This window comes from Burkholderia pseudomultivorans, assembly GCF_001718415.1.
In the GTDB taxonomy this organism is placed as follows: Bacteria; Pseudomonadota; Gammaproteobacteria; order Burkholderiales; family Burkholderiaceae; genus Burkholderia; species Burkholderia pseudomultivorans_A.
The window spans coordinates 173,539-197,925 of the sequence record NZ_CP013377.1; the positions used below are offsets into that span (position 1 = coordinate 173,539).

The 24,387-nt window shown below is 68.0% G+C and carries 20 protein-coding genes; 13 read left to right on the top strand and 7 right to left on the bottom strand.

Annotated features, from left to right (window positions below):
• Positions 1-17: 17 nt before the first annotated feature.
• The 6 genes from WS57_RS00765 (at position 18) to WS57_RS00790 (ending at position 7,143) form a co-directional block, all read left to right on the top strand.
• Positions 18-1,631: a peptide ABC transporter substrate-binding protein gene (locus tag WS57_RS00765; protein WP_059604915.1), complete on the top strand. Its 1,614-nt coding sequence runs from the start codon at positions 18-20 to the stop codon at positions 1,629-1,631.
• 11 nt (positions 1,632-1,642) lie between these two features.
• A complete protein-coding gene (locus WS57_RS00770) occupies positions 1,643-2,581 on the top strand; it encodes an ABC transporter permease subunit (RefSeq protein ID WP_009692483.1) in 939 nt (312 codons plus the stop codon).
• 13 nt (positions 2,582-2,594) lie between these two features.
• Complete coding sequence (locus WS57_RS00775) at positions 2,595-3,497, top strand: ABC transporter permease (protein WP_009692484.1); 903 nt, start codon at positions 2,595-2,597, stop codon at positions 3,495-3,497.
• 2 nt (positions 3,498-3,499) lie between these two features.
• Positions 3,500-4,492, top strand: a complete 993-nt coding sequence (locus WS57_RS00780) for an ABC transporter ATP-binding protein (protein WP_009692485.1) — start codon at positions 3,500-3,502, stop codon at positions 4,490-4,492.
• A complete protein-coding gene (locus WS57_RS00785; RefSeq protein ID WP_059482069.1) occupies positions 4,489-5,508 on the top strand; it encodes an ABC transporter ATP-binding protein in 1,020 nt (339 codons plus the stop codon). The genes WS57_RS00780 and WS57_RS00785 overlap by 4 nt, the downstream gene beginning before the upstream one ends.
• A 159-nt stretch (positions 5,509-5,667) precedes the next feature.
• Positions 5,668-7,143, top strand: a complete 1,476-nt coding sequence (locus tag WS57_RS00790; RefSeq protein WP_059516951.1) for an OprD family porin — start codon at positions 5,668-5,670, stop codon at positions 7,141-7,143.
• A 45-nt stretch (positions 7,144-7,188) separates the two neighbouring features.
• Here the strand turns inward: WS57_RS00790 and WS57_RS00795 are convergent, their stop codons facing one another.
• The 3 genes from WS57_RS00795 to WS57_RS00805 form a co-directional block, all read right to left on the bottom strand.
• On the bottom strand, positions 7,189-8,181 hold the full coding sequence (locus WS57_RS00795; protein WP_059604921.1) for a DedA family protein/thiosulfate sulfurtransferase GlpE: 993 nt from the start codon (positions 8,179-8,181) through the stop codon (positions 7,189-7,191).
• Positions 8,182-8,335: 154 nt separating this feature from the next.
• Positions 8,336-8,605 carry a hypothetical protein gene (locus WS57_RS00800; RefSeq protein ID WP_009689998.1) on the bottom strand — a complete coding sequence of 90 codons (270 nt, stop codon included), beginning with the start codon at positions 8,603-8,605 and terminating at the stop codon, positions 8,336-8,338.
• A 277-nt stretch (positions 8,606-8,882) separates the two neighbouring features.
• Positions 8,883-11,192, bottom strand: a complete 2,310-nt coding sequence (locus WS57_RS00805; protein WP_069243615.1) for a phosphocholine-specific phospholipase C — start codon at positions 11,190-11,192, stop codon at positions 8,883-8,885.
• A 625-nt stretch (positions 11,193-11,817) separates the two neighbouring features.
• Here WS57_RS00805 and WS57_RS00810 point away from each other — a divergent pair.
• Both WS57_RS00810 and WS57_RS00815 read left to right on the top strand, forming a co-directional pair.
• Positions 11,818-12,318, top strand: a complete 501-nt coding sequence (locus WS57_RS00810; RefSeq protein ID WP_069243616.1) for a GNAT family N-acetyltransferase — start codon at positions 11,818-11,820, stop codon at positions 12,316-12,318.
• A 148-nt stretch (positions 12,319-12,466) separates the two neighbouring features.
• Positions 12,467-14,062, top strand: a complete 1,596-nt coding sequence (locus WS57_RS00815) for a thioredoxin family protein (protein ID WP_069243617.1) — start codon at positions 12,467-12,469, stop codon at positions 14,060-14,062.
• Positions 14,063-14,086: 24 nt separating this feature from the next.
• Here WS57_RS00815 and WS57_RS00820 read toward each other — a convergent pair whose 3' ends face one another.
• Positions 14,087-14,338 carry a DUF4148 domain-containing protein gene (locus tag WS57_RS00820; RefSeq protein WP_009693422.1) on the bottom strand — a complete coding sequence of 84 codons (252 nt, stop codon included), beginning with the start codon at positions 14,336-14,338 and terminating at the stop codon, positions 14,087-14,089.
• A 350-nt stretch (positions 14,339-14,688) separates the two neighbouring features.
• Complete coding sequence (locus WS57_RS00825) at positions 14,689-16,092, bottom strand: GntP family permease (protein ID WP_040130853.1); 1,404 nt, start codon at positions 16,090-16,092, stop codon at positions 14,689-14,691.
• Between the two features lie 316 nt (positions 16,093-16,408).
• On the opposite strand from WS57_RS00825, the gene WS57_RS00830 reads away from it, so the two are divergent.
• The 5 genes from WS57_RS00830 to WS57_RS00850 all read left to right on the top strand — a co-directional run bounded on the left by WS57_RS00830 (position 16,409) and on the right by WS57_RS00850 (position 22,198).
• Positions 16,409-17,869 carry a sigma-54 interaction domain-containing protein gene (locus WS57_RS00830; protein ID WP_059482079.1) on the top strand — a complete coding sequence of 487 codons (1,461 nt, stop codon included), beginning with the start codon at positions 16,409-16,411 and terminating at the stop codon, positions 17,867-17,869.
• 123 nt (positions 17,870-17,992) lie between these two features.
• The gene (locus WS57_RS00835) at positions 17,993-18,520 is read left to right on the top strand and encodes a BON domain-containing protein (protein ID WP_009693991.1); all 528 of its coding nucleotides are present in this window, start codon (positions 17,993-17,995) and stop codon (positions 18,518-18,520) included.
• Positions 18,521-18,581: 61 nt separating this feature from the next.
• Entirely contained in the window at positions 18,582-18,866 is a 285-nt protein-coding gene (locus WS57_RS00840; protein WP_194794089.1) for a hypothetical protein, read from the top strand.
• A 130-nt stretch (positions 18,867-18,996) separates the two neighbouring features.
• Positions 18,997-19,290, top strand: a complete 294-nt coding sequence (locus WS57_RS00845) for an H-NS family nucleoid-associated regulatory protein (protein ID WP_009693989.1) — start codon at positions 18,997-18,999, stop codon at positions 19,288-19,290.
• 550 nt (positions 19,291-19,840) lie between these two features.
• Entirely contained in the window at positions 19,841-22,198 is a 2,358-nt protein-coding gene (locus WS57_RS00850) for a GNAT family N-acetyltransferase (RefSeq protein WP_069243618.1), read from the top strand.
• A gap of 419 nt (positions 22,199-22,617) precedes the next feature.
• On the opposite strand, the gene WS57_RS00855 is transcribed toward WS57_RS00850, so the two are convergent.
• Together WS57_RS00855 and WS57_RS00860 are read right to left on the bottom strand one after the other, a co-directional pair.
• Entirely contained in the window at positions 22,618-23,169 is a 552-nt protein-coding gene (locus WS57_RS00855) for a hypothetical protein (protein WP_040130857.1), read from the bottom strand.
• Between the two features lie 208 nt (positions 23,170-23,377).
• A complete protein-coding gene (locus WS57_RS00860; RefSeq protein ID WP_040130858.1) occupies positions 23,378-24,199 on the bottom strand; it encodes an IclR family transcriptional regulator in 822 nt (273 codons plus the stop codon).
• Positions 24,200-24,387: the final 188 nt, after the last annotated feature.

The window sequence follows — 24,387 nt, forward strand, 5'->3', positions numbered from 1 at the left end:
TTCTCAAGACTGCCACGATGAAATCCTTGCATGCCATGTCGGCCGTGCTGGCCGCGCTCGCCCTGACGACGCCCGCCGCTCGCGCCGTTACCGTCCCGTCGAACGTCACGCTCGCTGCGCAGCAGGACCTGACGCGACAGGTGCCCGCCGAAGTCGAGTCGCTCGATCCCGCGCACATCGAATCGTGGACCGGCAACACCATCGGCCTCGACCTGTTCGAGGGGCTCGCCCGCATCGATGCGAGCGGCCAGGTCGTGCCGGGCGTCGCGATGTCGTGGGAGCGCAAGACGCCGACGACGTGGATCTTCAAGCTTCGCCACGACGCGAAGTGGAGCAACGGCCAGCCCGTGACGGCCGCCGATTTCGTCTACTCGTGGCAGCGCCTCGTCGATCCGAAGACAGGCTCGAAATACACGATCCTCGTCGAGTTCGTGAAGAACTCGAAGGAGATCATCGCGGGCAAGGCCGCGCCGTCGACGCTCGGCGTGCGCGCGGTCGACCCGTACACGCTGGAAGTGACGACCGACGTGCCGGTCGCGTTCTTCCCCGAGCTGACCGCGATGGCGCCGCTCGCGCCGGTGAACAAGGACGTGGTCGCGAAGTTCGGCGACGCATGGACGCGCCCGGGCAACCTCGTCAGCAACGGCGCATACCAGCTGGTCGACTGGCAGCCGAACAACCGCATCGTGATGACGAAGGACGCGAAGTACTGGAATGCGCCGAAGGTCGTGATCAACAAGGTCACGTACCTGCCGATCGAAAGCGACGAGACGGCGATGCGCATGTACCAGGCCGGCCAGATCGACTACAGCTACTCGATTCCGTCGGGGATCTTCCAGCAGGTCAGCAAGCAGTTCGGCGGCGAACTGCGGCCGGGCCTGCAGCTCGCGACGTACTACTACTACCTGAACAACAGCGATCCGGCGCTGAAGGACAAGCGCGTGCGCCAGGCGCTGTCGATGGTGATCGATCGCGACGTGCTGACGCAGCGGCTCACGCAGGCCGGCGAGAAGCCGATGTTCGGGCTGATGCCGAACGGCACGAAGGGCGTGCAGCCGTTCACGCCGGAATGGGCGGCGTGGCCGATGGCCAAGCGCGTCGAGACCGCGAAGAACCTGCTGAAGCAGGCCGGCTACTCGGATGCGAAGCCGCTGTCGTTCACGCTGACGTACAACACCAACGACCTGCACAAGAAGGTCGCGCTGTTCGCCGCATCCGAATGGCGCACGAAGCTCGGCATCAACACCAGGCTCGAGAACGTCGAATTCAAGGTGCTGATGAAGGAGCGCCATGACGGCAAGGTGCAGATCGCGCGCGACGGCTGGTTCGCCGACTACAACGACGCGATGACCTTCTTCGACCTGATCCGCTGCGGCAGCTCGCAGAATACCGTCGGCTACTGCAACAAGCAGGTCGATGCGCTCGTCGACGAAGGCAACCAGAAGCTCGACGACAAGGCGCGCGCCGCGCTGCTCACGCAGGCGCACGACACGGCGATGAACGACACGCCGATGGTGCCGCTGTTCCAGTATTCGGCCGACCGCCTCGTAAAGCCGTACGTGGGCGGCTACTCGCTGAAGAACGTGATCGACATGCGTGCTTCGCAGGACATGTACCTGATCAAGCACTGAGCGGAGCGATCATGCTGGCCTACGCTTTGAGACGCACGTTGTGGGCGGTGCCGACGATCCTCGCGGTCATCACCGTCTGCTACCTGCTGCTGCATTTCACGCCCGGCGGCCCGTTCGATACGGAGAAGCAGCTGTCCGCGGCGACGCTCGCGAACCTGAACGCGAAGTACCACCTCGACGAGCCGCTGTGGAAGCAGTACCTGCTGTATCTCGGCTCGCTGCTGCACGGCGATCTCGGTCCGTCGTTCCGCTACGTCGACTGGTCCGTGAACGACCTCGTGAAGAAGGCGCTGCCCGTGAGTCTCGGCGTGGGCGGCGTGTCGATCCCGATCTCGATCGTGCTCGGCGTGCTGCTCGGCACCGTCGCGGCCGTGCGCCGCGACAGCCTGATCGACCGCTTCGTGATGCTGATCGGCAACTTCGGCAACGTCGTGCCGCCGTTCGTGCTCGGCCCGGTGCTCGTGTGGATCTTCGCGATCCTGCTGAAGACGTCGGCCGGCAACGGCTGGCTGCCGGCCGGCGGCTGGGGCGACGGCGGCTGGCAATACCGGCTGCTGCCGATCGTGCTGCTGACCTTCATCAACGTGTCGCTGCTTGCGCGCGTGATGCGCGGCTCGATGATCGAGACGCTGTCGAGCAACTACATCCGCACCGCGCGCGCGAAGGGCCTGCCCGGTTCGACGATCGTGCTGCGCCATGCGCTGAAGCCTGCGCTGATGCCGGTCGTGTCGCTGTTCGGCACGGTCTGCATCACGTCGATCACGGCGGCCGTCGTCACCGAATCGGTGTTCGCGCTGCCGGGGCTCGGCCAGCTCGTCGTGAACGGCGCGATCAACCGCGACTACACGCTGGTGCTCGGCCTCGTCGTGCTGACGACCGTCTGCGCGGTGCTGTTCAACCTGCTGGTCGATCTCGCGTACGCGTGGCTCGATCCGCGCATCCGTTACTGAGCGAGGCGCAGCGATGACTCCCACCACACCTGCCGTCGGCCTGCCCGTGCAGACCGACACGCCGCCGCGTTCGCGCTCGCCGCTCGCGCTGGCATTCGCGCGCTTCCTGCGCAACCGTGCGGCCGTGTTCAGCCTCGTGCTGCTCGCGCTGATCACGCTCGCCTGCTTCGTCGGTCCGTGGCTGCTGGCGGCCGATCCGGCCGCGAGCGACTGGGGCGCGATCAGCCTGCCGCCGACGCTCGCCAACCAGCACTGGTTCGGCACCGACGAACTCGGCCGCGACCTGCTGGTGCGCACGCTGATCGGCGGACGCGTATCGATCGAGGTCGGCCTGCTCGGCACGCTCGTGTCGGGCCTGTTCGGCGTCGCGTGGGGCGCGACCGCGGGCTTCGCGGGCGGCCGCGTCGACGCGGTGATGATGCGTATCGTCGACATGATGTACGCGATCCCGTACCTGCTGATCGCGATCCTGATGATGACGCTGTTCGGCCGCTCGTTCCTGCTCGTCGTGCTGACCATCAGCGCGTTCTCGTGGATCGACATGGCGCGCGTCGTGCGCGGCCAGACGCTGTCGCTGCGCAGCCGCGAGTTCGTCGATGCGGCGCGCGCGATCGGCGTGTCGCCGGCATCGATCGTGCTGCGCCACGTCGTGCCGAACCTGCTCGGCGTGGTCGTCGTGTACGCGACCGTGTCGGTGCCGAACATCGTGCTGACCGAATCGGTGCTGTCGTTCCTCGGCCTCGGCGTGCAGGAGCCGATGACGAGCTGGGGCGTGCTGATCCAGGACGGCGCGCAGAAACTGGAATCGATGCCGTGGCTGCTGCTGGCCCCGGCCGTCATGCTGTGCGTGACGCTCTACTGCGTGAATTTCGTCGGCGACGGCCTGCGGGATGCGCTTGACCCGAAGGATCGCTGAAGATGGCCGCACTACTTGAAGTCGACAACCTCGGCGTGCGCTTCACGCGCAAGGACGCACCGCCGATCGACGCCGTCAGCGGCGTGTCGTTCTCGCTCGAAGCCGGCAAGACGCTCGGCATCGTCGGCGAATCGGGCTCGGGCAAGAGCCAGACCGTGATGGCGCTGCTCGGCCTGCTGGCCGGCAACGGCACGACCAGCGGCGCCGCGCGCTATCGCGGCAAGAACCTGCTCGAGATGGATACGCGCGCGCTGAACGCGGTGCGCGGCGACCGGATCGCGATGATCTTCCAGGATCCGATGACGTCGCTCAATCCGTTCCTGACTATCGAGCGGCAGATGACCGAGACGCTGCAGCTGCACCGCAAGCTGTCGCGCAAGGCCGCGACGCAGCGCGCGATCGAGGCGCTCGAATCGGTGCGCATTCCCGATGCCGCGCGCCGCATCCGCATGTATCCGCACGAGTTCTCGGGCGGCATGCGCCAGCGCGTGATGATCGCGATGGCACTGCTGTCCGAACCCGAAATCCTGATCGCCGACGAGCCGACCACCGCGCTCGACGTGACCGTGCAGGCCCAGATCATCGACCTGCTGCGCGAGCTGAACCGCGAGCGCGGCACCGCGATCGTGCTGATCACGCACGACATGGGCGTGGTCGCGGGCCTCGCGGACGACGTGATGGTCATGTACGCGGGCCGCACCGTCGAATACGCGCCGGCCGAGTCGATCTTCGCGGCGCCGTCGCATCCGTACACGATCGGGCTGCTGAACGCGCTGCCGCGCCTGACCGACGCCGACGACGCACCGCTCGTCGCGATTCCCGGCAATCCGCCGATGCCCGGCACCGCGGCTGCCGGCTGCGCGTTCGCGAAGCGCTGCGCGTATGCGGAAAACCGCTGCGACACGGCGCGCCCGGCACTCGAAACCTATGGCGCCGCGCACGCGGTGCGCGCATGCCACCGGCCGGTGGCCGATCTGACGGGAGGACTGCGATGAGCGTCGATCAACGCCAGGATGCTGGCGCAACGGACGACACGCTGCTGTCCGTCGAGAATCTGAAGGTGCATTTCCGCGTGCCGCTCGGCGGCTATCCGTGGTCGCCGAAGGGCACGCTGCGCGCCGTCGACGGCGTGTCGTTCGACGTCAAGCGCGGCGAGACGGTCGGGCTCGTCGGCGAATCGGGCTGCGGGAAGTCGACGCTCGCGCGCGCGCTGATCGGCCTCGTGCCGGCGACGGCCGGCACCGTGAAATGGCGCGGCCGCCCGGTCGAGACCGAACACCTGCGCGGCACCGCGATGCGGCGCGAAGTGCAGATGATCTTCCAGGATCCGCTCGCGTCGCTCGATCCGCGCATGACGATCGAGCAGGTCGTCGCCGAGCCGCTCGTCACGCACCAGCCGGGCCTCGGCCGCGCCGAAGTGCGGCGTCGCGTGGTCGCGATGCTCGAGCGGGTCGGCCTGAACGCGCATCACATGCTGCGTTATCCGCATGAATTCTCCGGCGGGCAGTGCCAGCGCGTGGGCATCGCGCGCGCACTGATCGGCGAGCCGAAGCTCGTGATCTGCGACGAACCGGTGTCGGCGCTCGACGTGTCGATCCAGGCGCAGATCGTGAACCTGCTGCGCGACCTGCAGCGCGACCTGTCGTTGTCCTATCTGTTCGTCGCGCACGATCTCGCGGTGGTAAAGGCGATCAGCCAGCGCGTGCTGGTGATGTATCTCGGCCGCGTGATGGAGTTCGGCACGCGGCACGACGTGTACGGCGTGCCGCAGCACCCGTACACGCGCGCGCTGCTCGACGCGGCGCCGACGCCGGAACCGGCGCGCGAGCGTGCGCGCCGGCCGCTGCTGCTGGCGGGCGAGATGCCGTCGCCGCTGAATCCGCCGTCGGGCTGCGCATTCCGGACGCGCTGCCCGGTCGCGATCGACGCGTGCGCGCAGGACGTGCCGCTGCCGGAAGTGCGGCACGGCTCGGCGGCGCGCGTCGCGTGCATCCGTGCGGGTGTGGCATGAGCGTCGAACAACCATAAACAGGCAGGTCGACAGGGGTAAGTGCGGCGCGAACGATCTTCGCGTCGCGGGTACAGGCGCGTCCGTAGCCGGTCGCGCCGGGTGGGGGCCGGGCGCGGATCGCGACCGGCGGGACGACATCAACACAAGAAGAGAACCACGATGAAAAAGCAGAAGACGATCGGGACGGCATCGAAGATGCTGCTTGCATGGGGACTGCCGGCGCTCGCCGGCGTGTCGCTGACGGGCGTGGCGTGCGCCGACGACGCGGCCCCGGCGCCGCTGACGGTCGCGCAGGCCGCACCGGCCGCCGGCGCGAGTGCGAGCGTCGCACAGGCGACGACGCCGAACGCCATTGTCAACGCGGAGGCCACCCAGGCCGTCACGCCGCCCGACGAGCAGCCGTCCGCGCAATCGAAGTCGAAGGGCTTCATCGCCGACAGCCATCTCGACTTCCTGTTCCGCAACTACGCGGACGTGCTCGACAACAAGGGCGGCCCGCACCGCCACGCGTGGGTGCAGGGCGTGATGGCGAACTTCGAGTCGGGCTACACGACGGGCCTGATCGGTATCGGCTTCGACGCATCGCTGTATGCGGCGCTGAAGCTCGACGGCGGCGCAGGCGCGGGCAGCATGGCGCACATCGCGAAGGGCGGCGGCGGCTCGAACCAGCTCGCGTGGGCGTACCCGGGCATCTACGACGTGAAGGCGCGCATCTCGAACACGGTGATCAAGTACGGTCTGCAGGCCGTCGACAACCCGTTCATGGAGCAGCACGACAACCGTGCGCTGCCGCCGACCTTCCTCGGCGCGACGATCGTCAGCAACGAATTCAAGAACGTGATGCTCGAGGCCGGCAGCTTCACGAAGACCGACGCGCGCGGGCATACGACGCTCACGAACCTGACGACGCAGTACGGCGGCACGCGCGTCAATCGCCTGACGTACGTGGGCGGTACGTGGGACTACTCGCCGAACGGCGAGCTCGCGCTGTATGCGGACCAGGCCGACGACGTGTGGCACCAGTACTACGCGTCGGTGAAGCACAGCATCGGCGATACGAAGTCGATCAAGTGGACCGGCTTCGCGAACGTCTACTCGACGCACGACACGGGCGATGCGCTGCAGGGCAAGATCGACAACAACGCGTACAGCCTGTCGCTGGCCGCGCAGCACGGCCCGCACGAACTGCTGCTCGGCTACCAGCAGATCCTCGGCGACCAGTTCTTCGACTACATCACCGAGACCAACGGGATCTTCCTGACCAACTCGATGGACGTCGACTACAACGCGCCGCACGAAAAGTCGCTGCAGCTGCGCTACACGTTCTACGGCAAGGAAGCGGGCCTGCCGGGCTTCAAGGCGATGGTGTGGGGCGTGACGGGCTGGGGCGCGGATGCGAGCGCGGGCGCGGCGAACGACCCGAGCAAGTCGAGCATCTACTGGAGCAACGGCGCGCCGGTGCAGGGCCGTCACCACGAGTTCGGCTTCATCCCGTCGTACACGTTCCAGAGCGGCAAGCTGAAGGACACGAAGGTCACGTTCATCGCGATGTGGCACAACGGTTCGGCCCACTACTCGGATGCGACGAACCGCGAGTACCGTCTGGTGGTGAACCTGCCGCTGCACGCGTTCTGATCGCGAGCGACGCGCGGGCCGCCCGCGTCGCGCGGCCGGCTGCGTTCAGGCCGGCTTGTGCAGCCCCGCGATCGCGTCGTTCGCCGCCGGCAGGTCTTCGGCGAGCGACACGAGCTGGCGGCCCGTGTCGCGCCATGCGTCGAGGCCGCCGCGCAGCGCGAGCGCATCGGTGAAGCCGGCGTCGAGCAGGCGCTTCGCCATCAGCGCGGCCGTCACCTCGTTCGGGCACGAGCAGTACACGACGAATTTCTGCGTCAGCGGATAGCGCGCGACGATATCGCCGATCTGGCGTTCGTCCGCGAACTGCGCGCCGGGAATCGTGAACGGGTCGAGCTTGCGGTGTTCGGGCGAGCGCACGTCGAGGATCACCGGCGCAGAGGCGTCGCGCAGCAGCGCGTCGAGCTCGTCGACGCCGATCCGCGCGCTTGCGAGCTGGCGGATCAGCGCGCGGCGGCGCATCCAGCGGATGGCTGCATAAACGGCCAGCAGCGCGACGATCACGACCAGCACCGCGCGGCCGAGCCGGCTCGCGCCGGCGAACAGCCAGTCGATCTGCCGGTAGAACACCAGCCCCGCGAACAGTCCGACGATCGTCCACAGCGCGGCGCCGAGCGCGTCGTAGCCGACGAAGGTGCGATAGCGTGTGCCGAGCGCGCCGGCCATCGGCACCGACACGAGCGACAGCCCCGGAATGAAGCGCGCGACCGCGAGCACGCGCACGCCGTAGCGGCCGAAGAAACGCTCGGTCTTTTTCACGCAGCTGTCACGCGACAGCGACAGCCGGCAGATCGTTTTCAGCGTCGTGCCGCCGTAGCGCCGGCCGGCGACGTACCAGACGGTGTCGCCGATCAGCGCGCCGAGCACCGACAACGCGATCACCGTCACCAGCTGCGAGCCGATCATTCCCGGGTGCATCGCGGCCATCGCGCCGAACAGCACGAGCGTCGGCAACGCCGGCACCGGCAGCCCGATGGCCGCCGCGAGCACGTTGGCGAAGACGAGAAGCGGCCCGTACTGGGCGACGAGATCACGGAGCATGGCGGCTGACTGGAAGCGACGCGCGCGCGGAAAGCATCAAGATGGGCCGATTATCGGCCATTTTCAAGACGGCGGACGGAATGGCGGAAAGTGCCTGACGGCAGCAGGGTGATGACGGTGAGCGGGCGAAGGGTGCGCCGCTCACCATGGCGGATCAGGAGGGGGTGCGGGCGAGCGACGCGAGGCCGTGGTTTTCGCCGGGCAGCTCGGCGCCGTGCGAGCGAATCGCCGCGATCAGCTCGGCCGGCGTGATTTCATAGCGCACCTCGCGATGAATGCCGGGCTTGCGTTCGTCGATTTCGATCAGCAGTACGCTCTTGCCGTCGGCGGTCGCTTCGAGCCGGAGCGAGCGCAGTTCGCGGCCGTCGGCCGGGTCGTGTTCGGTGAGCAGGGTCATTGCCCCGGATGAGCCGGTAGTGCGCATCGAACCTATCCTCGTGTCGTGGTTGCCGTGATGGCGAAATGTCGTTGTAGAAAAACTGCAAAACAGCTTGACGCAGTTTAACGCGAACGGACGGCATTACGGAGCATTTTCGTACGGCCGGAAATGAGGGTTATACCACCGATCCGTCAGATGTTTGTCCGCGCCGGACGGGCGTTCCAGGCAGGGCGCAGGGCAGTGCGCCGGCGTCCGGCCGGCGGTTGCGGCCGGCGCGGCGGGCACGGCGACGCGCGTTGCCGCGCGCGTCGCCGCGGCCGCGTCAGAAGCGGTCGGCGAGTCCCATCGCCGGGTCGCTGACCGAGTGGCGGCCGGTTTCGACACGGCCCGCCACGCGGCGCGAGAAGCTCGCGTCGCTGTCCGCCGTCACGACGAAGTCGTACCAGTTGCCGGTCGAATCGAGCTTCCAGTGCAGCTCGGACTGTTCGCCGGCGCGCACCGTGACGGTCCATGCGGTGCCCTTGCCGTGGTCATGGCCATGGTCGTCGTTGGCGCCGCGGGCGGTCAGCGGCCCGTAGACCTGGTTCGACTTCACCGTGAAGCGCACCGTGCCGGCGCCGTGATTGCTCAGCCGCAGATGCAGGTTGCCGCTCGCGCCCGCGTAGCCGACGCGGATTTCCGGGTTCGGCGCGCGGGCGCCGGCCAGTCGCGTCAGGTCACCGGTGAAGCGGCGGTGATAGCCGTTCGGGCCGAGCACCCACAGGTCATATTTACCGCTGTCGTCGGCGCCGGCCGCCCAGTCGTCGTGCAGCGTCTTGCCGGGCTCGACCGCATAGCGTCGCGGCAGGCGGTCGAGATGCAGCTTGTCGTAGACATGAAACACGGCGGCCGCGCGGCCGGTATTCGCGAACTTCAGCGTGATCGTGCCCTTGCCGGCATCGGCGCGTGCGCTCGCATGCAGTTCGTACGGCAGCGCGCGCGACGGGCGCACGCCGGCGGCCTGCGTGGGGGCGGCCGGCGTGGCGGGCGGCGTGATCTTCGGTGCGGCCTGCTGCGCGGCGCTCAGCGCGTCGACCTGTTGCTTCGTCGAGCGGCCCGCGAGCGTCGGCAGCGGCTCGTTGTTCGGTGAGCGGAAGTTGAATGCGCTCGTCAGGTCGCCGCACACCGCGCGGCGGTACGCGCCGATCTGCGGCTCGGCGACGCCGAAGCGCTGCTCGAGAAAGCGCAGCGTCGACGTATGGTCGAACACCTGCGAATTGACCCAGCCGCCGCGGCTCCACGGCGACACGACCCACATCGGCACGCGCGGACCGGGCCCGTACGGACGGCCGTCGGCCGCCGGCTGGCTCGACGTGGCCGGCGCGAAGTCGTGGTACTCGACGGCGACGTCGGCGTCGCGCAGCGTATGGCCGCCCGCGAGCGTGCCGTCGGCATTGCGCGACGGCGCGGCCGGCGACGGCATGTGGTCGAAGAAGCCGTCGTTTTCGTCGTAATTGATCAGCAGCACCGTCTTGCTCCACACCTCCGGGTTCGCGGTCAGCGCATCGAGCACGGCCTGCACGTACCAGCCGCCCTGCGCGGGGCTCGACGGTCCCGGGTGCTCGCTGTAGACGGACGGCGGAATGATCCACGACACGGCCGGCAGCCTGCCGTTGCGGATGTCGTCGCTGAACGACTCGAGGAAGCCGTACGGCATCGTGTTGCCGAAGCCTTTCGCGAGCGGGCTGAGCGGGTCGTCGATCGCCGGATCGTAGAACGGGCCGGCGGCCGTCACCGGCTGCGTGATGTCGGTCGACGCGACATACACGGGCCGGCGCGCGGCCGGCATCTGCTCGATGGCCGCGCGCCAGTGGCGGAAGCTCATCATCTCGTTGCAGCCGAAGTTGTCGATCAGGCTCTGGTAGACCTTCCAGCTCACGCCGGCCTGCTGCAGCCGGTCGGCGTAGGTCGTCCAGGTCCAGCCCTGGCTCGACGGGCCGATGTCGTTGCCGCCGTTGAACTGGTTGTTCAGCGCGGCGACCTTCACGCGGCTGCCGTCGGTCGGGCTGATGCCGTTCGGGCCGTTGGTGCCGCTCCAGTAGAACAGGCGGTTCGCGATCGTGCCGGTGTGCATCCCGCAGTGGTAGTGGTCGCACAGCGTGAACGCATCGGCGAGCGCGCGCTGGAACGGCACTTCGGCTGCGTCGTAGTAGCCCATCGACAGCAGCGTCTTTGCGTCGGGCCAGCGGTTCATGCGGCCGTGGTCCCAGGCGGCCTGCGCGTCGGCCCACGTGTGCGGCGTGCCGCCCGCGCGCTGCGCGTTGCCCTGGCTCGCGTCGAGGTGATACGGCGTGCTGGTCGTGGCGGGCGTCGTCTTCGTGTAGGTCTGGTAGAACACGTCGCGGCCGTTCGGCGACGGCACCGCGAAGCGGTCGCCGTAGCCGCGCACGCCCTTGAACGTGCCGAAGTAGCTGTCGAATGCGCGGTTCTCCATCATCAGCAGTACGACGTGCTTCACGTCCTGGATGGTGCCCGTCTCGTGAAACGCGGGAATCGCGAGCGCGCGGCGGATGCTCGGCGGAAACGCGGACAGCGCGGCGGCCGAGAGGCCGGCAGCGGTGGTTTTCTGGAGAAATTTGCGGCGTGACGTCATGGCGTTCGAGTCCTGTGATGGTGGGAGCGTTCGTGACTTCGTCTGGTTGCGCCCAAGCGTCGTCCCCCCCTGGGACGGCCGCGATGCGCGTGCGTGCGGATGCGCCGGCCGCGCGCCGGATGTGCGCGCCCCACGGACGACGCGCTGCGTCGCGTGGCGGTTTCGGCCGTCGTTGCTGCCTCGTCGCTCGCGCGTTCGTGATGCGCGGGACGGGATGCCGGCACGCGCCGGCCTGGCGCATGCCGGGCAGGGCGGCGACCAGTCTAGGGAGCCGACGTGACGTCGACGTGATGGCGAGATGACATTGCATGTCGGCCGCGTGATGTTGTGTGCGCAACGAACAGCGTGCGAGTGGACGACTGCTTCCGGCGGCGAGAAATTACCGATTTTCGCAAGGCATTCGGTAAAAAATGTCCGTCCGCACGAGGCCGATGGGGCGCCATGCCGTTGCGGGCACAACCGAATCGACGACGATGATCCCGTTACGTCCGCCGCGCGCCATCGACATGCGGGGCGAACCCGTGACGACGGTGTTGCATCGGCATGAAACCGGATAAGCTCGAAGGCCTGCAGTACGCGCACCGCGGCATGCCCTTGAAAAACGATACCCTGGACGCTATCCGTCATGACCGACATCACGATCCGGCACAGCGACGCGCACGACGTCGGCGCGATCCGCAAGATCTCCGCGCAACCCGCGGTCTGCCTGAATACGCTGCAGCATCCGTTTCCGTCGTTCGAGAAATGGCAGCAGCGGCTCGAGCGCATTCGCGAACAGGGCGTGAGCCTCGTCGCCGAAATCGATGGCGTGGTGGTCGGCCATCTCGCCCTGCATACCGAATCGAACCCGCGCCGCCGTCATGTAGCCGGGCTCGGCATGATGGTCGATGCGTCGCATCACGGGCGCGGCATCGGCAGCCGTTTGCTGGCGGCCGCGATCGACCTCGCCGAGAACTGGCTGAACGTCACGCGGGTCGAGCTGACCGTGTTTGTCGACAATCGCGCGGCGATCGCGCTCTACGAAAAGCACGGCTTCCGGATCGAAGGCGAATCGCCCGAGTATGCGCTGCGCGACGGCGCGTATGCGTCCGTCCATCACATGGCGCGGCTCAGGCCGAGGCCGTGAGGCCGCGCGTCCGGTGCCTGATATTCAATTGAGAATTCGTTCGTTTTCAACCGGCTGCCTGCATCGTATCGTCGAACGATTTGCCGGCCGTCGCGACAGGCGCGCGACGCGCCTTCCCGCCATCGTCTTTTCAACGGAACCCGCTTCGATGAAAACCGTTCTCCGGACTCTGACCGCCGCCTGCCTGTTCGCCGCGTCGGGCGCGGCCTTCGCCACCACTGCACCACAGGACGCCGTCGCGGCGAGCCCATCGCCGCAGCGCGCCCATCTGCCGCCCGGCATCGCGTGGCACCAGGGCGACGTCGACGACGCCTTCGCGCTCGCGAAGCGCAGCGGCAAGCCGCTGCTGCTTTACTGGGGCGCGGTGTGGTGCCCGTCGTGCAACCAGGTGAAGTCGACGATCTTCAGCCAGCAGGCGTTCAAGACGCGCTCGTCGCTGTTCGTGCCCGTGTATCTCGACGGCGACACCGAGAGTGCGCAGAAGCTCGGCGAGCGCTTCAAGGTGCACGGCTATCCGACGATGATCCTGTTCCGTCCCGACGGCGCCGAGGTGACGCGGCTGCCGGGCGAGGCCGATCTCGACCGCTACATGCAGGCGCTGTCGCTCGGCATGACCGCCGCGCATCCGGTGCGGCAGACGCTCGCGAGCGCGCTGAAGGACGGCGCATCGCTGACGCCGGACGAATGGCGCCTGCTGGCCGACTACTCGTGGGATACCGACGGCGCGCTGCCGGTGCCGGCCGATCGCGTCGCGCAGACCTTGCAGACGCTGTCGCAGCGCGCGCGTGCTGCCGGCGCCAAGGCCGAGGCGGCGCGCTTCGCGCTGAAGGCGGCCGTGGTCGCCGCGTCGGACGATCCGCCGCAGGCCGGCGCGCTCGACAAGGTGGCGCTCGGCGACGCATGGCGCACTGTGCTGGCCGATCGCGCGCTGTCGCGCGCCGATTCCGACGTGCTGGTGATGGCGCCGGCGCGCGTCGTCGCGTATCTCGGCGGCGGCGATGCGCAGCGCGCGAAGCTGCGCGGTGCATACGACGCGGCGCTCGCGCGGCTGTCGACCGATGCGACGCTGTCGTCGATCGATCGCCTGATGGCATTGCACGGGCGCGTGCTGCTCGCGCGCGGCGAGGCGCGCAGCGGCGCGCCGCTCGATGCGCCGGCGCTCGTCGATACCGTGCGTCGGCAGATCGCCGCGTCGGTGCAGGGCGCGGCGAATCCGTACGAGCGGCAGGCGCTCGTCAGCGAGGGCGCGGATACGTTGACCGATGCCGGGCTGTTCGACGAGTCGGATGCGCTGCTGAAAACCGAACTGCCGCGCTCGTCGACGCCGTACTACTTCATGTCCGGGCTGGCCGCGAACGCGAAAGCGCGCGGCGACAAGGCGGCGGCGCTCGACTGGTACCGGAAGGCATACGACGCGGCGACGGGCCCCGCGACGAAGCTGCGCTGGGGCGCGACCTATTTCGCGAACGCGGTGCAGCTGGCGCCCGACGATTCGGCGCGGATCGAGGGGATTGCCGCGAGCGTGCTCGCGCAGGCGGGCAAGACGCGGGATGCGTTCTACGGCGCGAACCTGCGTGCGCTGACCAAGGTCGTCGCGCAGCTGAACCGCTGGCGCAGCGGCGGCGCGCACGATGCGTCGGTCAGGACCGTCGTCAGGCAGTTCGACGAGGTATGCGGGAAGCTGCCCGCGGGCGACCCGCAGGCAGCGGCATGCGCGAAGCTGATTCAGCCCGTGAAGGCGTGACGGCCGGCGTGGCCGTGTTCGGAATCAACGGCCCGATTCCGACGACGCGTCGCGCGCGCTGCCGTATCCGGCGCCGTTCTGCTGCGCGATCTTCGCTTCGGCCGACTTGATGCTGGCCGGATAGAACCAGTCGCTCGGCTGGAAACCGGCCTGCTTCAGTGCCTTCACTTCGGCACGGACCTGCGCGCGCGTCAGCGGCTGGTTCGACTGCGCATGGGCGACGACCGGGCCGGAGACGGCCAGGGCAAGGGCAACCGCTTGAATCAGGCGCTTCATGATCGGGACCTCCAGGTTTCCGGTGAATCGGCCGCTCTTCGTGTGACGAAGGCGACGGGCGACGTTGAAACCAGTGTAGGCCGGGCCGGCCGCGCGAAAAATGCGCGGGCGCCCAATGCAGTGTTTCGCTGCGGACAACAATGACGGTGGAGCGAGCGGGGCCGAATGGCGGGGCGGCGCGGGGGAAGGTCCGGCGGGCCGGGGCGCCGGCCGGAAAGGGGCCGGACGCCATCGCGGCGTCGATCCGGCACGGCTGCGTGCCGTTCGTGAAACGCGGGTAGAACGCGCCGGCCGCGACGAAGCGGCCGGCAGGCGCGGGCGGCGTGCAAAACGCCGCCCGGCGCAAGGACTTACACGAGCCCCGTCATGTAATAGACGGCGATCACGAAGAACACCGCGAGCGTCTTGATGACGGTCACCGCGAAGATGTCGCGATACGACTCACGGTGCGTGAGGCCCGTGACCGCAAGCAGCGTGATCACCGCGCCGTTGTGCGGCAGCGTGTCCATGCCGCCGCTCGCCATCGCGACGACACGGTGCAGCACGTCCATCGGGATGTTGGCCGCCTGCGCGCCCTTGATGAACACGTCCGACATCGCGGCGAGCGCGATGCTCATGCCGCCCGACGCCGAGCCGGTGATGCCCGCGAGCGAGCTGACCGACACCGCGGCGTTGACGAGCGGGTTCGGGATGCTCTTCAGCGCGTCGCCGACGACGAGAAAGCCCGGCAGTGCAGCGATCACGCCGCCGAAGCCGTATTCCGACGCGGTGTTCATCGCGGCGAGCAGCGCGCCGCCGACGGCCGCCTTCGAGCCGGCCGCGAAGCGTTCGCTGACGCGCTTGAACGCGGTCAGCACGACCAGCACGATGCCGAGCAGCAGCGCGGCCTCGACCGACCAGATCGCGACGACCGTCTTGATCGACGTCGTCACCGGCGTGTGCACGCCGGGCAGCACGTCAGGCGCGACCGTATAGGAGGCGGCGCCGTACCACTGCGGGATCAGCTTCGTGAACGCGAAGTTCGACACGCCGACCAGGATTAGCGGCAGGATCGCGAGCGCGGGATTCGGCAGCGACTGCGCCTCGACGCGTTCCGGCTCGTTGACGAGCGACGAGCCGTAGCCTTCGCCCTTCGCCATCGCGGCACGGCGACGCCATTCGAGATAGCTCAGGCCGACAACGATGATGAACAGCGAGCCGATCGTGCCGAGCACGGGCGCGGCCCATGCGGTGGTCTTGAAGAACGTGGTCGGGATGATGTTCTGGATCTGCGGCGTGCCGGGCAGCGAATCCATCGTGAACGAGAACGCGCCGAGTGCGATCGCGCCGGGCATCAGCCGCTTCGGAATGTTGCTCTGGCGATAGAGTTCGGCCGCGAATGGATAGACCGCGAACACGACGACGAACAGCGACACGCCGCCATAGGTGAGCAGCGCGCACACCGCGACGATCACCGCATTCGCGCGCGAGCGGCCGATGTAGCGGATCGCCGCATGGACGATCGACTCGGAGAAGCCGGACAGTTCGATCACCTTGCCGAACACCGCGCCGAGCATGAACACCGGGAAATACAGTTTGACGAAGCCGACCATCTTCTCCATGAAGATGCCGGAGAAGACCGGCGCGACGGCGGCCGGATCGGTCAGCAGCACCGCGCCGAGCGCGGCGATCGGCGCGAACAGGATCACGCTGTAGCCGCGATACGCGGCGAACATCAGGAACGCCAGCGCGGCGAGGACGATCACGAAAGACAAGGGAAGTCTCCTAATGGCTCTGGTTGTTGTTCGGTCGTGCGGCGCGCCGCGGACCGGCTCAGGTTCTGCAGGTTTCGTGCCATCGGCCGGATTGCGCCGCCGGACGCGGGTCCGCCGGAGGCCGGCGGGCCCGCGCCGGCCAATGTCTGAGGATTCTACATAAAACGTCTCCATCCGGAGACGATCCTGGTCACCCGGACGCTCGGCGAAACGGGCAGGGTGTTCCCGGACAAGGCGTTGCGGCGTGTCTCCGGAATGAGATAATTCGTCCCGTTCCGGAGACAATCGGCCAAGCATACGCGGAGACGACGACACGATGATGAACGACTGGGTGCGCCTGCCCGTCAACTACGGCGATGTGCTGCGACGCGCCGCCGAGTCGCTGTTCCGGACGTTCGAGGATTCGAGCGCGGGCACCGTGGTCGTCGATCGCGACGCGCGCGTCGTGTGGATGAACGAGCGCTATGCGGCGCGCTTCGGCTTCGCCGATCCGCAGCAGGCGGTCGGCCTCGACTGCGAGGCCGTGATTCCGAACAGCCTGATGCGCGAAGTCGTGTCGACCGGGCAGCCGATCCTGCTCGACATCATGGAGACGGGCCGCGAACCGCTTGTCGTCACGCGCCTGCCGCTGAAGAACGAGGCGGGCGAGACGGTCGGCGCGATCGGCTTCGCGCTGTTCGACCAGTTGAAGACGCTCACGCCGATCTTCTCGCGCTACGCGCAGCTTCAGCAGCAGCTGATCGCGACGCAGCGTTCGCTCGCGCAGGCGCGCCGCGCGAAATACACGTTCGCGAGCTTCGTCGGCACGAGCGCCGCGAGCCTCGAAACCAAGCGTCAGGCGCGCCGCGCCGCGCAGGTCGATTCGCCGGTGCTGCTGCTCGGCGAGACGGGCACCGGCAAGGAACTGCTCGCGCATGCGATCCATGCGGCGTCGGCGCGCGCGCTGCAGCCGCTCGTGACCGTCAACGTCGCCGCGATTCCCGACACGCTGCTCGAAACCGAATTCTTCGGCGCGGCGCCCGGTGCATATACGGGCGCCGACCGCAAGGGCCGCGTCGGCAAGTTCGAGCTGGCCGATCGCGGCACGCTGTTCCTCGACGAGATCGGCGACATGCCGCTGCCGTTGCAGGGCAAGCTGCTGCGCGTGCTGCAGGACAAGGAGTTCGAGCCGGTCGGCTCGAACCGCATCGTGCGTGCGGATGTGCGGATCATCGCCGCGACGTCGGCCGATCTGCCGGCGCTCGTGGCGGCCGGACGTTTTCGCGCCGATCTCTATTACCGGCTGAATGTGCTGACGATTCACGCGCCGCCGCTGCGCGAACGGGCCTCCGACATCGCCGCGCTCGTCTATGCGACGCTCGAGGAACTGGCGGCCCAGCACGGACGCGCCGCGCACTGCGAACTGACCGACGATGCGCTGCGGATGCTGTGCGCGTATCCGTGGCCGGGCAACGTGCGCGAGCTGCGCAACACGCTCGAGCGCGCATTGATGTTGTCCGACCGCTCGGTGATCGACGCGCGCGCGCTCGCGCCGTTTCTCGGCCCGGTGCGCGTGCAGCAGGACGGTGCGTCGCTCGCGCGACCGGCTGCATCGCCGCCGGCCGACGGCGGCGCGCCGGGCGTCTCGTATGCCGACGCGCTGGCGGCATGGGAGCGCCAGTTCCTGACCGACGCGCTGGCTGCATGCGACGGCCGCGTGGTGGACGCGGCCGCGCGCATCGGTATCGGCCGCGCGACGCTTTACAAGAAACTCGCGGCGCTGGGCATCGACCGGTAAGCCGCGCCGGTCTTGCACGAGGTTCGACGGAACGCCGGCGCACGATGGGCCCGGCAGCCAGTCGGCCCGACAACATGGGTCGGCGCAAGCGCGCGTGCGCACACGCCGGCGACAGGAGACGACATGAAGCGAATCGGCATGGCGGCATGCGCGGCTTTCGCGCTGGCGACTTCGGCGTTCGCGCAGTCCGGCGATGCCGACGCGCCGACGGCGCGCCGCAACTGGTACAACGATCCGTTCATCGCGTTGTCGCGGGACGTGGCCGAGTGTCCGCTGCCGCTCGGCCCGTGGATGACCCGCGCCGAGATGTCGGACGATGCGCATTACCGCGCCGAGCGCGGGACGACCTGCTGGCTCGCGCACCGCTGCACGAAGCCGAATTCCTATATGTACGATGCGCCGATCGCGGAAGCCGCGAAGGCGCATTTCGCGGGTTCCGACCGGCTGCGCGGCACGAGCCTGTGGATCACCGTGCAGCGGCGCTTCATCTATGTCGAAGGATGCGCGGATGCGGCGCTCGACCGACAGGCTTTGCAACGGGAATTCGAGGCGCTGCCCGACGTCGAGCAGGTGTTCATTCGCATCACCGACGATCCGCGCCGGACCTTGCCGTACAAGACGCGCGGACAACCCGACCGGCCGCCGAACTGAACATCGGGGGACGACGCATGGCATACTCGCGGCATTTAAAAAAAGGTTGACGGAAAGAACAATGAAACACATGCTTGCGTCGGTCTGTCGGCGGCCCGGAAGGCTGCTGCGTCGGGCCGGATTGTTGGCCCTGATCGCGGGGCTCGGCGGCTGCGGCGGCAGTGCGCCGCTGTTTACTTCGGACGGGCGCCCGACCACGCAGGTGCAATGTACGGGCGACTCGTGGGGCAACTGCACGGACAACGCCCGCGCGATCTGCAACGGCGAGTACGACGTGCTTCAGCAGTCCACCGACGGTGGCGTGCGGAGTCTGCTGTTCGCGTGCAGGAAGAAAAGCGGCTATTGATCCGCGAGCGGCGGGGTGGACATGCCCGTTTGGGACATGCCCGTCCGGGACGTGCCCGTTGGGGACAGCGCTTTTCAATTTGCGTGACGTTGGCTATTTTCTTGAATAACCCTCACGGAATCCCATCGATATGGCGACCTACCGGCAACTGTCCGTGCAACTCGAACGGCTTCAGCAAAAGATCGACAAGGAACGCGAAAAGGCGATTGCCGACGCGATAGCCGAGATCCGCGCAAAAATCGACGAATTCGACATTACGCCGGAAGAACTCGGTTTCCGTCCGCTCGGCGCCGCCGCCGCAAAATCGAAGCGTCCGTTGCCGCCGAAATATCGCAACCCGAAGACGGGCGAAACGTGGAGCGGCCGCGGCCGCGCGCCGGCCTGGCTCGGCAAGAACCGCACGCGTTTCCTGATCAAGGACTGACTCCCGAAAACGCTCACCTTTGGTGCGTTGATGGACGGTGCGATTGGCCAGACAGCCATCGCACCGTTTTGTTTTCATGCCACCGCAATGCGATTGCGTTTCGCGAATCGTCGTGCGACAGCACGCAATTAACGGATCGCCTTGCGCGAATTCGCCGCGATTCGACTGCTTGTCGCGGCGATTTTCGGTAAACACGCCTGCAATTGCGCATGGCCCGAGCATTCGCATTGGCGAATTTCGCGGTGCATGCGCGGCGCAGGTTTTCATCACCGCTCGCCGATTTGCGTGTCGTTGCACGCCGGTCCCGAAGATTCTCACCATGGCTCCTGTAAATCCTCACCTTTGATCTGCATGACGCGGGCAGTCGTGCCTGCGCCGTGCATGGATGGCGAGTCGATGATGCCGTTGTTGACGGCCGCCGGATAGCTGGCCGTTCGGCATATAGGCAGCCGCAGGCCGTTCGCCTATGCTTGGAATTCGCGTCGCCCGGCGCGCGGCCCGCACGGCCGCGTGTCGGCCGGATCGTCTTTCATTACCGTATGGAGCCGATGTGACCGTTCGCCATCTCGATGCGTTGTTCCAGCCCAGGTCCGTTGCGGTCGTCGGTGCGTCGTCGCGTGAAGGCAGCATCGGCGCGATGGTGTGGTCGCGCGTGCTGGCCGGTGCGTTCCAGGGGCCCGTCTGGCCCGTCAATCCGAAACACCGCGAGCTGGACGGGCATACCGTCGTGGCCGACGTCGACCGGCTGCCCGCGCCGCCGTCGGTCGCCGTGATCTGCACGCCGCCGGCGACATGGGCCGGCATCGTGCGCAAGCTCGGCGAACTCGGCACGCGTGTCGCGATCATCGTCGGCGAGGCGCGCACCGATGCCGACCGCGTCGCGCTCGATCGCACGCTCAAGGCCGCGAAGCCGTTCGTGCTCCGTATCGTCGGGCCGGGCAGCCTCGGCGTGTTGTCGCCCGCGCGTCACGCGCATTTCGGCGCACCGGCGTATACGGCGCGTTCCGGCGGCGTCGCGTGGGTGTCGCAATCGAATGCGTTGACGAACGCGGTGCTGGGCTGGGCCGGCGCGCGCGGGCTCGGTTTTTCGCACGTCGTCGCGCTCGGCAGCGAGGCCGACGTCGACGCAGGCGACGTGATCGACTATCTGGCGAGCGATCCCGGCACCCGTGCGATCCTGCTCGAACTCGATTCGGTGCGCGCCGCGCGCAAGTTCATGTCGGCCGCGCGCGCGGCGGCGCGCAACAAGCCGGTGCTCGCATTGCGCACCGGCCGCGCGGATCCCGGCGATGCGCTTTACACGGCGGCGTTCCAGCGCGCGGGGATGGTCCGCGTCGATGCGCTCGACGATCTGCTCGACGAGATCGAGACGCTCGGTGTCGGCCGCGTCACGGCGCGCGGCGCGGCGACGCTCGTGACGAGCGATGCGGGCGTCGCGAAGCTGGCGGTCGATGCCGTGGCGGAGGTGCGCGACGTGCTGTCCGACTGGCCGCCGGCCGCCACGGCCGCCGTGTCGGCCGCGTTGCCGCATCTCGAGGCGCCGGGCAATCCGCTGACGCTCGGCGACGATGCGCGCCCCGAGCATTTCGCCGCGGCGATCAAGGCGCTGGCGCCGTTCCCGCAGACAGGCACGTTGTTCGTCGTGCACTCGACGTCGCACAGCGCGCCGGCCGAACGGGTTGCGCGTACGCTGATCGATTCGCGGCAGCATGCGCATCGCGGGATCCTCGCGTGTTTCTTTGGCGCGGTCGATGCGGCGACGCGCGACGCGCTGCACGCGAACGGCATTCCGGTGCACACGACGCCGCAGCGGCTCGCGCGCGCCTACGCGCGTCTGGTCGACTACAACCTCGGGCGCGAACTGCTGATGCAGACGCCGGAGGGCACGCCGCTGCAGCCGGCCGGGTGCGTCGCGTCCGCACAGGCCGACGCGCGCCGGATGCTCGAAGCCGGGCAACACGAACTTGCCGGCGACGCCGCGCTGCAATGGCTGTCCCATTTCGGTCTGCGCGGCGCGACGGCGGACGACCAGGCGGGCGCGAGGATCGTCGACGTGACGGTCGACATGTACGACGATTCGAATTTCGGCCCGGTGTTTCGTTACACGGTGCCGTCGGCGGATGGCATCTCGGCGCCGTTCGTCGTCTACGGATTGCCGCCGATGAATACGGTGCTCGCGCGTGCGGTGATGGCGCGCTCGCCCTATGCGCGTCGTGCGCCGGTCGAGCCGACGCTCGATGCGCTGACCGCGTTGTCGCAGGTCGTGTGCGACGTGCGCGAGGTCGTCGCGATGTCGGTCACGCTGCGCGTGTTGCCCGACCGCGCGCGGCTGATCGCGCCGCGCATCACGCTGGCCGCGGGGCGCAGCCGGCTCGCGATCATGCCGTATCCGCGTCATCTCGAACAGACGCTCGACTGGCGCGGCGAGACGGCGACGATTCGTCCGATCCGGCCGGAAGACGAGGCCGCGCACAACGAGCTGCTCGCGGCGATGACGCCGGAGGACCTGCGCATGCGCTTCTTCGGCGCGGTGCGCAGCTTCGATCATTCACAGGTCGCGCGCATGACGCAGATCGACTACGACCGCGAAATGGCCTTCATCGTCGAGGTGACCGACGCATCGGGCCGGTCGCATACGCTCGCGGTCGCGCGCGCGGTGGCCGATCCCGACAACGAGACGGCGGAATTCGCGATCGCCGTGCGGCCGGACCAGAAGGGCAAGGGGCTCGGGCGGCTGATGATGACGCGCATCATCGACTACGCGCGCTCGCGCGGCACCGCATGGATGGTCGGCGAGGCGCTGCGCGAGAACGCGCCGATGATCTCGCTGGCGAAGTCGTGCGGGTTCGAGGTGTCGGCGACGGAGGAGCCGGGCGTCGTCGGCTTCAGGATGAAGCTGCAGCCGTAGGGCAGGCGAAATGCCGCGCAGCGAGCTGAAAGGTGAGATTTTTCGGGAACAGCGAGTGAGCGCTTACGGGAGTCCGAAGGTGAGCCGATACGGGAGCGCCCGGTGAGCTTCCTCGGGAACCGCCGGTGAGCCTTTCCGGGATGCATCGGTGAGGGCCTGCGGGAAGGCGTGGTGAGACTGTTCGGGAAGCACCGGTGAGCGTCTGCGGGAGGCACCGGTGAGGACTTCCGGGACGACTTCGGTGAGCGTCTCCGGGATCGTCTGGTGAGCTTTTCCGGGAGGAAAGGTGAGCGCTCACTAAACGCCGGGGTGAGTATTTACGGGAGTGTGCGGGCGTTCGCCTTCCGCAGGCGCGGGTGCCGGCGCGGCCCGCGCCTGCGTGCCGCGGGCCCGGCACGAACCGTGCCCGCGGCGGGATTTCAGGCAGCGAGTTTTGCCGCCGCGTCGTTCACCTGCTCGCGCGAAATCGCGAGTTCTTCGAGGTGCGCATCGGCGTAGACCGCGCCCGTTTCGCGCTCGAGGCGGGCGATCGTCAGCGCGCAGCGCGCGGTGTCCTTCGGCATCGCGATGAAGCGCTTGACCGACTCGCCGGACGTGAACGCGTCGAACAGCGCGCCGCGCACGTCGTCCGGAAGCGTCTTGGTCCACTGGTACGGCTTGCCGTTGAACGTGATCGACGGCGGCAGCGTGCGTTCCTTCTTGGTTGCCGTGATGAGCCCGTAGGTGCGGGCCGCATCGCCGATCTGCTCGGGCGAGAACAGCTCGTCGGGCGTGATGTCGAACTGCTCGATGTAGTCCTCGATCGCCTGCATCGCGGCGGCACGATCGTCGCGCTTTTTCTGGGCGCGCGCGACGATGTCGCGCAGTTCGTCCGCCTCTTCGGGCGTGATCGTGAAGCTTGCCTGCTTCTGCTGAAGTTCGGAGAAACGCTGGAATTCTTGATCGTTCAGAAGTTTGGCCATGACATCCATCGGACACGGCGGCCGCAACCGCGGGCCGCCGTAGTTTTTGAGAGGGCCGTCATTCTAGCGTAGCGCGGCCGTGCATCGCCGCGCGCGGTTGCGACGATCGGGCGCCGCGCATCGAACGGGCGATACGCCGGCGCGGGACGCAGCCCGCGCCGGTCGCAGCTTCGCGTTGCCGCGCCGGGCTGCGGCGGGCGTGTCGTGCACGCGCGTGTCAGCAGGCTTCGGCGCGGTACATCGACAGGTGGCCGGCCGTGTCGCGCAGGCGCTCGACGACCGCATCGACGGACGGTGCCGCGTGCGCATCGATCCGGCGCATGTACGGGCAGGTCAGCACCGCGATCGCCTGTCCGGACGGCCCGAGCAGCGGCGCGCTCAGGTCGGTGACGCCGTACGCCTGCCGGCTGTCCTGGCGCAGGAAGCCGGTCTGGCGGATCGACTGGCACGCATGCGCGAGTTCCTGCTCGTTGAGCGGCGCTTCGCCCTTGACCTTGCGATGCTCGGCCAGCATGTGCGCGCGCTGCTCGGCGCTCTGGAACGACAGCATCACGCGCCCCGACGCCGTGTCGGCGAGCCCGATGCGCGCACCGATCCGGACCGACACGCCCCACGAACCGGGCCCGTCGACCTGCGCGATCACGAGCAGGCTGCCGCGATCGTAGACGGCCAAGTGACACGACTGCTCGGCGGCGTCGGCGAAGCGCTGCATCGGCGGCAGCGCTTCGGCGATCAGACGGTTCATCGGTGGATGGCGGTGTGCGAGCGTGAACAGCTTGAGGCTCAGCGTATAGCGGTCGCCGCCGGGCGAGCGCATCACGTAGCGGCGTGCGACCAGGCGTTCGAGCATCCGGTAGATTTCGCTCGCGTTGCGGCCGAGTTCCTTCGTGATTTCGGTACGGGTGAGCCCTTCCTTCTGTTCCGACAGCAACTCGAGAATGTCGAGCCCCTTGTCGAGCGCGGGTGCGCGATAGCGATCGATTGCGCTCATTGATTCCCGTGCGTCGCTACCGGGAAGCAGGTCGTTTGTCGTTTGCATTGATATTGGTATGAGGTTCGAGAATGACCATCGATCGGCGGCGACGTACGCGGCGAACGGCAACACGCAGGGCTCGAAGGCAATGAACGCAATTCGTCCGAGATTAACAACAAACCAGCAGTGTGCAATGCCGCGTCTTTTTACCGATCGTTACTCGACAAGAACGGATCAGGAGGCGATCCCGATGA